A 7,548-nucleotide genomic window follows, 5' to 3' on the forward strand; every position below is an offset into this window, starting at 1 on the left:
GGCCGACCGTCCCGCCTGCGGGATCGCCAACCCAGGATCGACACCTCATGCAGCACGTCAAGCACAAGACCGATTGCCGCCTTTGCGGCTCGACCTCGCTCGATCACGTGCTGCCGATCAGGCCTTCGGCGATCGGCGACGCGTTCGTGACGGCGGACCGGCTGGGCGAGAAGCAGGACCTCTACCCGCTCGACTGCTATCTTTGCCTCGACTGCGGCCATCTGCAGAATCTCGACGTCGTCGATCCCGACATCCTGTTCCGCGACTACACCTACCGCACCTCGGTCTCGCTCGGCCTCGTCGAGCATTTCAAGCGCTATGCGCAATCGGTGGTGTCCTCGCTCGCCATCCCCAAGGGCAGCCTGGTCGCCGAGATGGGCAGCAATGACGGCTCGCTGCTCAAGGCGTTCAAGAACGAGGGCATGCGCGTGCAGGGCATCGACCCCGCCCGCGACATCGCGGCGACCGCCACCAAGGAAGGCGTGCCGACGATCCCGGATTTCTTCACCAGCGCGCTGGCGGCCCGCATCAAGTCGGAGCAGGGCGAAGCCAAGCTGTTCTGCGCCAACAACGTGTTTGCGCATATCGACAACATGTCCGACGTCGTGAAGGGCATCCGCCTCCTGCTCGCCGACGACGGCGCCTTCGTGTTCGAGGTCTCCTACATCGTCGACATGATCGACAACATGGTGTTCGACACGATCTACCACGAGCACGTCTCGCATCACGCGCTGATCCCGCTCGAGACCTTCCTGAACCGGCACGACATGACGCTGTTCCACGTCGAACGCACCGGCACCAAGGGCGGCTCGATCCGCGCCTTTGCGCAGCCGAAATCGACCGGCAAGCGCCCGCGCTCGGCGGAGCTGTCGACGCTGATCGCCGAGGAGGAACGGCGCGGCGTCACCAAGCCGCAGATCTACCGTGACTGGTTCGTCGCCATCGAGAACTGCAAGCGCCGGGTGCTCGCTACTCTCGACGAGGCCATCGCCGCGGGCAAGCTGGTCGCGGCCTACGGCGCCTCGACCACCACCACCACCCTGCTCTACCATTTCGAGCTGGAGAACCGGATCAAGTTCATCGTCGACGACAACCAGCTCAAGCACGGCCGCTTCAGCCCGGGCGCCCACATCCCCGTGCTGCCCTCCAGCGAGCTCGCGACGCGAAAGCCCGACATCGTCGTCGTCCTCGCCTGGATCTATGCGGACCCGATCCTGAAGCGCAACCAGGCCTACCTGGACGCAGGCGGTCGATTCCTGGTGCCGCTGCCGGAGCCGCGGATCGTCGACGCCTCGGGCTCGGTCGCGATCTGAGCCGCGGCGGCGGCCTGAGCTGACCGGTTGACAGTGCCCTCGTAACATGGTCCAGCAAGCCCCGGCGATGGGCCGCCGGCGTGGCGGGGGTCCAACCGCATTCAGCTGGTAAGACAAACACTTACGGCTCTCGCGAGGTACAAGGATGACCACCCTGACCGATGGACAGGTCGAGCGGTTCGTGGTTGCGGATCGGCGTCGCATCTCCTGGGCGCGCTGCCGCGAGGACATCGCGCCTTTCATCACCCGTCACGTCACCTGGCGCGCGCTCGCTGCCGGTGACATCCGATCGAAATACCGCCGCACCATGCTGGGCCCGTGGTGGATCACGGCCACCAACGCGATCACCGCCCTGATCATGGGCACGGTGGCCGGCCGCTTCCTCGGCGCCGACATGAAGACCTACCTGCCCCACTTCATGGTCAGCATGACCATCTGGAGCTTCATCTCGTCCTCGCTCAGCGAGGCCTGCTATACGATGATCAATGCAGGCGGCATGATCAAAGCCGTCGACATGCCGATCCTGATCCATGTCATGCGCATGGTTCAGCGCAACCTGATCATCTTCCTGCACAACATCGCGGTGATCCCGTTCATCTGGCTCGTCTATCCATGGTCGGTCGGGTTCGGAATGGTCCTCGCCATCCTCGGCCTGATGATCGTCTACGTCTTCGTCGTCAGCGCCTCGGTGATCGTCTCGATGATCTGCGTGCGCTATCGCGACGTGCCGCCCGTCATGGCGGCGGTGCTGCAGCTCCTGTTCTTCATCTCTCCGATCATCTGGGAACCGTCGAGTATCCGCGGCGGCGAGCTCATCGTCACGCTCAATCCGATCGCCTATCTCTTGTCGGTCACGCGCGGTCCGCTGATGGGCGACGTTCCCGGCCTTGCGACCTGGGCCGGTGCCATTGGATCGGTCGCGGTCCTGACCGCCGCCATGATCTATATCTACACGCGCTATCGGTCGCGCGTCGTGTATTGGGCCTGACATCATGGCCGGGAGCTCTGGATCCGCCTCGAATGACTCTCATTGAAGCCAAGCAAATCGGCATCGAATTTCCGGTCGCGCCGCCGAACGCACGATCATTCCGGCATCTGGCCATCAAGGCGGCCTCGCGCGTCGGCGGCCGGGTCTCGAAGAGCGACGGCTCGTTCCAGTTCGTCCAGGCGCTCGATGACATCAGCTTCACCCTGAAGCAGGGCGACCGGCTCGGCCTGATCGGCCACAACGGCGCCGGCAAGACCACGCTGATCCGCGTGCTCGCCGGCATCTACGAGCCGACGCGCGGCTCGCTGCGGACCGTAGGGCGTAACGTTCCGATGTTCGACATCGGTCTCGGCATGGACGAAGAGGCCTCGGGCTACGAGAACATTCGCACCCGCGGCCTCATCCTCGGGCTCTCGCCCGAGGAGATCGAGCAGCGCGTGCCCGAGATCGCCGAATTTGCCGAGCTCGGCGACTATCTGGAGCTGCCGATCCGGACCTATTCCTCGGGCATGCTGCTGCGTCTCGTGTTCTCGATCGCAGCCTCGATTCACGGCGACATCATCCTGATGGACGAGTGGATCGCGGTCGGCGACGCGCAGTTCCGCAAGAAGACTCACGGCCGGCTGCAGGACATCACGATGCGCTCGGGAATCGTCGTGCTCGCCACCCATGATCATGGCCTGCTGCGCGACACCTGCAATCTCGGGCTCTATCTCGATGGCGGCCGCGTGCGGGCCTTCGGCGCCCTGGACGACGTTCTGAAAGAGCTGCCCAAGGTTTGAGCGGCCGGGCTCGACAGCATGCGGCAGGAAGCTCGCTGAACCATGACCACGACGCCCGCCCGCGCTGCCTCCCCGACCGTTACGCTGGTCGTCCCGAACTTCAACCACGCCCACTACCTGCCCGAGTCGCTCGGCAGCATCGCGAACCAAACCCGCGCCCCCGACCGCGTCATCATCATCGACGACTGCTCGACGGATGACAGCATCGCGGTCATTTCACGCTTCGTGGCGGAACGGCCGAGCTGGCGACTGATCCGCCACGAGACCAACCAGGGTGTCGTGCGCGGTCAGAACGAGGCGCTGGCGATCGCGGACACCGAATGGATCGGTTTTCTCGGGGCCGACGATGCGCTGCATCCGGCCTATCTCGAAAAGGCGATGGCGCAGGCGGCCACCCATCCCGAAGCCGGCTTCGTCTTCGCCTGCTGCGAGATCATCGGCCCTCAGGGACCGTCCGCAAAACGGATGCTGCGGCCGGTGATGCTGCCGGCTTCCGCATCGGCGATGCTGGCGCCGGCCGACGTTCGCCACGCGCTGCGCTTTGGCGACAACTACTTTTCGGGCACCACCTCGCTCTACCGCCGCACGGCCTTGCAGGCGCTCGGCGGATTCGACGTCAAGCTCGGCTCGTTCTCGGACGCGTTTCTCGCCCGGCGGCTGGCATTGACCTATGGCTGCTGCTTCATCGCCGAGGCGCTCGGCTACTGGCGGATTCACGGCCAGAACTATTCGACGGCGACCGCAACCGATCCGGCTTCGCTCAACGCCAAGCTCGCGGAGATCGGCGCGCTGATTGCGCAAAGCAGGCTGTTCCCAAAGGGGTATGAGGATGTGTTCGCCCGGCGCAATCGCTTCGGCGCCGCGCGGATGGTACTGGGCGGCGATACGGCAGCGTCGGCCAAGGCAGCGCGCGTATCCGCCTTGCTCGACGGCAATGCGCTCGATACGTACCTGCTTCGGCTGATGTTGAGCCTCGGCGCAAGCGGCCGCCTTGCTGCGCTCGCTTGGATCACCTTGCGGACGCGGCCGATGTCGCTGTCTCGCCTGCTCGCCCAGACCGCCACCCGGCGCGCGATCTTGTCCGCCACGCCCGGCTATCGCGCGTCATGACGGTCCGCGCCCCCTTCGGCTCTCTCCGGCGCCGCCTCGGCGCGAAGGCGGCGCCTGCGCCGATCCGCGCGACGCCGACGGCGCAACCATCGCCGCAGGCGCCGCGCAGCCGCTGGTCGCCGCGGACGTGGCTGACGGCCTCCGCATTTCGTCTCTACGCGTTCCTGAGCGCGCGGCGCCGGCAATTGCTGCCGCTGACCACTCGCGCCGCGAACATCGTCGACAGCAGGCTCATCGTTGCGCCGGCCGGGGCGACGCTGCTCCGGCTGATGGACCGGCAACTGGCAAGGGGATCGCGCCTCGGCCGTTTGCTGGCGCTGACGACCTCGACCACGTTGGCCGCCGCCGCGCAGGTTCATCTGGCCGCAAGCCGCAAGCCGAGTGCGCTGCGTGCGGTGCGGATCTTGAACCTGATCTTCCGCAGCAACGTGCGCGCGCGGGCCGGTATGGGCGCGCAGGCCTATTTCACCACGCTGGCGCTGTGCAGCGCCTATGACCGGATCGTGCGCGACGTGCCACGGCCGGAGACGATCGACAGCTTCGCGATCAATTTCGCGGTCGGCGTCGCCCACATGTATCGCGGCAATCTGCCGGTCGCGGCCCATTTCCTGACGGCGGCTGCGGCCTCCGGCGACGGCAACGCGCTGCGCAAGCTCGGCGCCGTCCACGCCCTGGCCGGCGACCACGTCCAGGCCGCCGCTTGCTTCGAGGCGTCGGTCGCACGCGATCCCCGCTCGGTGATGGCGCACCAGAACTATGCCGGCGGCTACGATCCGTCGACCTACACGCCGAGCGCCTGGGAGCTGGAGCATGCCGGCGAGCTCCTGATCTATGACAATCTGATCCAGCTCGGCGAGAACTTCTATCACCAGGGCCGTTACGACGACACGTTCCGCTGCTATCAGGCCGCGCTCGACCATCAGGACGCCTTAGCGGCCAAATGGTCGATTCCCGGCGCGCTGATCGATCGGATTGCCGGCGCCAGCAGCATCTTCGATCCCGCGCTCCCGGTCCGGCTGCTCGGCTACGAATGGGTGACGCTGATCGGCCACATCGGCTTCATCGACTGCCATTTGCGCATGGCCGCGCTCGGCATGCTGCCGCGCGCCAACTACGTCCTGCTTGCTCCGGCGAGCAAGGTGGTCAACCAACCGTTCCTCAGGCTGTTCGCGCCGCATGTCACGATCGTCGAGGACCCCGCTCTCGTCGACGACCTGCTGCCCTATCAGCGGCTGGTCGGCGACCAGTTCATCGCCGTCCGCGGCCAGGACGGCCTGGCCGAGCCATGGGCCCACGCGGCGTCGCGCGCGCAGGTCGCCTGGGCCGAACAGCGGCGGCTGCCGATCGTGAAGGTCCCATCGGAGCTGATGGACACCGGGGCTGCCAGGTTGCGCGCCGCAGGTGTCACCGCGGACTGGTTCGTCGCGATGCACATCCGCGAGGGCGGCTATCATGGCGACGGACCCGGCACCACGCGCCAGCATCGCTCCGCCAATGTCGGCGACTACCTGGACGCCATCGCCGCGATCACCTCACGCGGCGGCGCCGTGGTCAGGCTCGGCGATCGCAGCATGACGCCGCTGCGCGGCATGGCCGGCGTGTTCGACTACGCGCACAGCGACATCAAATCGGCGGAGATGGACCTCTATCTCTGCGCCGCAGCTCGTCTGTTCGTCGGCACGACATCGGGCCTGACCACGGCCGTGCAGGCGCTGGGAACGCCGATGCTGCTGGTCAACTGCATCTCCAACGACTGCCAGTTCTGGCATGACCGCACCGACTTCACCGTGCGGCCGGTCTATGACCGGCGTGGACGGCGCTACCTCTCGCTGCGAGAGACCTACCGCCAGCCGCTGCAGGCGCTGCTGATCGACACCGCCGTGCTGGCCCGTCACGGGCTCGAAATCCACCCCAATACCGCACAGGACATCACGGCAGCCGTCCGCTACAAGCTCGATTGCCTGGACGGAACCGGCATATCCCTGGGTGAGGGAGGCCCGCAGCTCGATCGCTATCGCGCAGCGCTCAGCAGCAACCCCTACAATTTTGGTGCTGCGCTACCGGTCCCCGCGTTCCTGGACCGTCTGCCCGAGCTGCTGCACTGAACGCGTAACCCGGCCTCGGTTCGATCAACGCCCGCGACGGCCATCGCGGGTCGTTTTCCAGTGCTTCGGGGCTCCCGTTAACCTCCGAGCAAGATCGATGCCCTGTAACTTGGGATGGTCGCGATTCGGCTCGGCAGCGCGTCGATACGGTCGAGCCATGCGCCGCTCATGCGATTAGCCGGAACTGAGGCAATGCCCGGAGTGTCCACCTTACAGTCGGTCACGACCTCACCTCCGTACGACGCGGGGGTCCCTCCGCCGTCGAATCCCGTGGAGCTGCCCGACGAGGCGGTCCAGGCCCAGCTCGCGCAGGGCGACTTCGGCGGGATCGGCGCGGTCACCGCGGTGAGCGCCGGCGGACTGACAATCAATCTGCTGTTCGACACGGCGGCGATGAATGCACCGGCAAGCTTTCGCGCCGGCATTCAGCAGGCCGCCGCGATCCTCACCTCGATGATCTCGGATCATATCACCGTCAACATCAAGATCGACTATAGCGGCGTCGGCGGCGGCGCGGCGGCCGGTCCTGACGGCGGCCAGTGGATGAGCTATTCGAGCGTCAGGTCCAACCTGATCAACTATGCCAGCCCAGGCGATACCACCTTCAATGCCCTGCCGGCGGGATCCAGCATCCAGGGACAGTCCTACGTCGCGGTGTGGAATTCGCAGCTGAAGCTGTGGGGCGGCCTCGGCGCCAACGATGCAACCACGGACGACGGCAGCGCGACCTTCGCGACTGACATCAATTCAAACCTGCTGGTCGGCGTGGCGCTGCACGAATTGACGCACGCGTTCGGCCGCGTGCCCTACGGGCCGCAGCCGGACGTGTTCGACCTGTTCCGCTTCTCCAGCCCGGGCGTCCGGCTGATGACCGGCGGCGCGACGGCGGGGACCGCGTATTTCTCGGTCGACGGCGGCTATACGAAGCTCGCGGATTACGGCCAGTCCTCGGACCCCAGCGACTTCCTGAACAGCGGCGTGCAGGGCGGCAACGATCCGTTCAACGAATTCTACACCTACAGCACGCTGCAGACGCTGACGGCCGTGGATCTCAAGCAGATGGAAGCGCTCGGCTTCCATCTCGTTTCCGCAACGCCGGTGACGATCGAGGCGAACGGCTCCACGGCTCTGGCACAGGTGGGTCTCAACTACTACTTCATACCGAGTGGAGGTAGCACTGGGCCCGAGCTCAAATACGGCGGCTCGCCAATCGTCGCCGGCAACGTGGGCGGCTGGGTTCCGATAGGGGT

General features: G+C 66.1%; 6 protein-coding genes. All 6 read left to right on the top strand.

The window, feature by feature from the left end:
- The first annotated feature begins 47 nt into the window (after positions 1-47).
- On the top strand, positions 48-1,313 hold the full coding sequence (locus QW863_RS19695) for a class I SAM-dependent methyltransferase (RefSeq protein ID WP_315753257.1): 1,266 nt from the start codon (positions 48-50) through the stop codon (positions 1,311-1,313).
- Positions 1,314-1,458: 145 nt separating this feature from the next.
- The gene (locus tag QW863_RS19700; protein ID WP_315712833.1) at positions 1,459-2,301 is read left to right on the top strand and encodes an ABC transporter permease; all 843 of its coding nucleotides are present in this window, start codon (positions 1,459-1,461) and stop codon (positions 2,299-2,301) included.
- 32 nt (positions 2,302-2,333) lie between these two features.
- On the top strand, positions 2,334-3,083 hold the full coding sequence (locus tag QW863_RS19705) for an ABC transporter ATP-binding protein (protein WP_315712834.1): 750 nt from the start codon (positions 2,334-2,336) through the stop codon (positions 3,081-3,083).
- Between the two features lie 42 nt (positions 3,084-3,125).
- On the top strand, positions 3,126-4,193 hold the full coding sequence (locus tag QW863_RS19710) for a glycosyltransferase family A protein (RefSeq protein WP_315768294.1): 1,068 nt from the start codon (positions 3,126-3,128) through the stop codon (positions 4,191-4,193).
- Positions 4,190-6,298, top strand: a complete 2,109-nt coding sequence (locus tag QW863_RS19715) for a TIGR04372 family glycosyltransferase (protein WP_315768296.1) — start codon at positions 4,190-4,192, stop codon at positions 6,296-6,298. Before QW863_RS19710 ends, QW863_RS19715 begins: the two co-directional genes overlap by 4 nt.
- 270 nt (positions 6,299-6,568) lie before the next feature.
- A partial coding sequence (locus QW863_RS19720) for an NF038122 family metalloprotease (protein ID WP_315768298.1) occupies positions 6,569-7,548 on the top strand: 980 nt, incomplete at its 3' end.

The sequence above is a fragment of the Bradyrhizobium sp. SZCCHNR1017 genome, assembly GCF_032381375.1.
Taxonomy (GTDB): domain Bacteria; phylum Pseudomonadota; class Alphaproteobacteria; order Rhizobiales; family Xanthobacteraceae; genus Bradyrhizobium.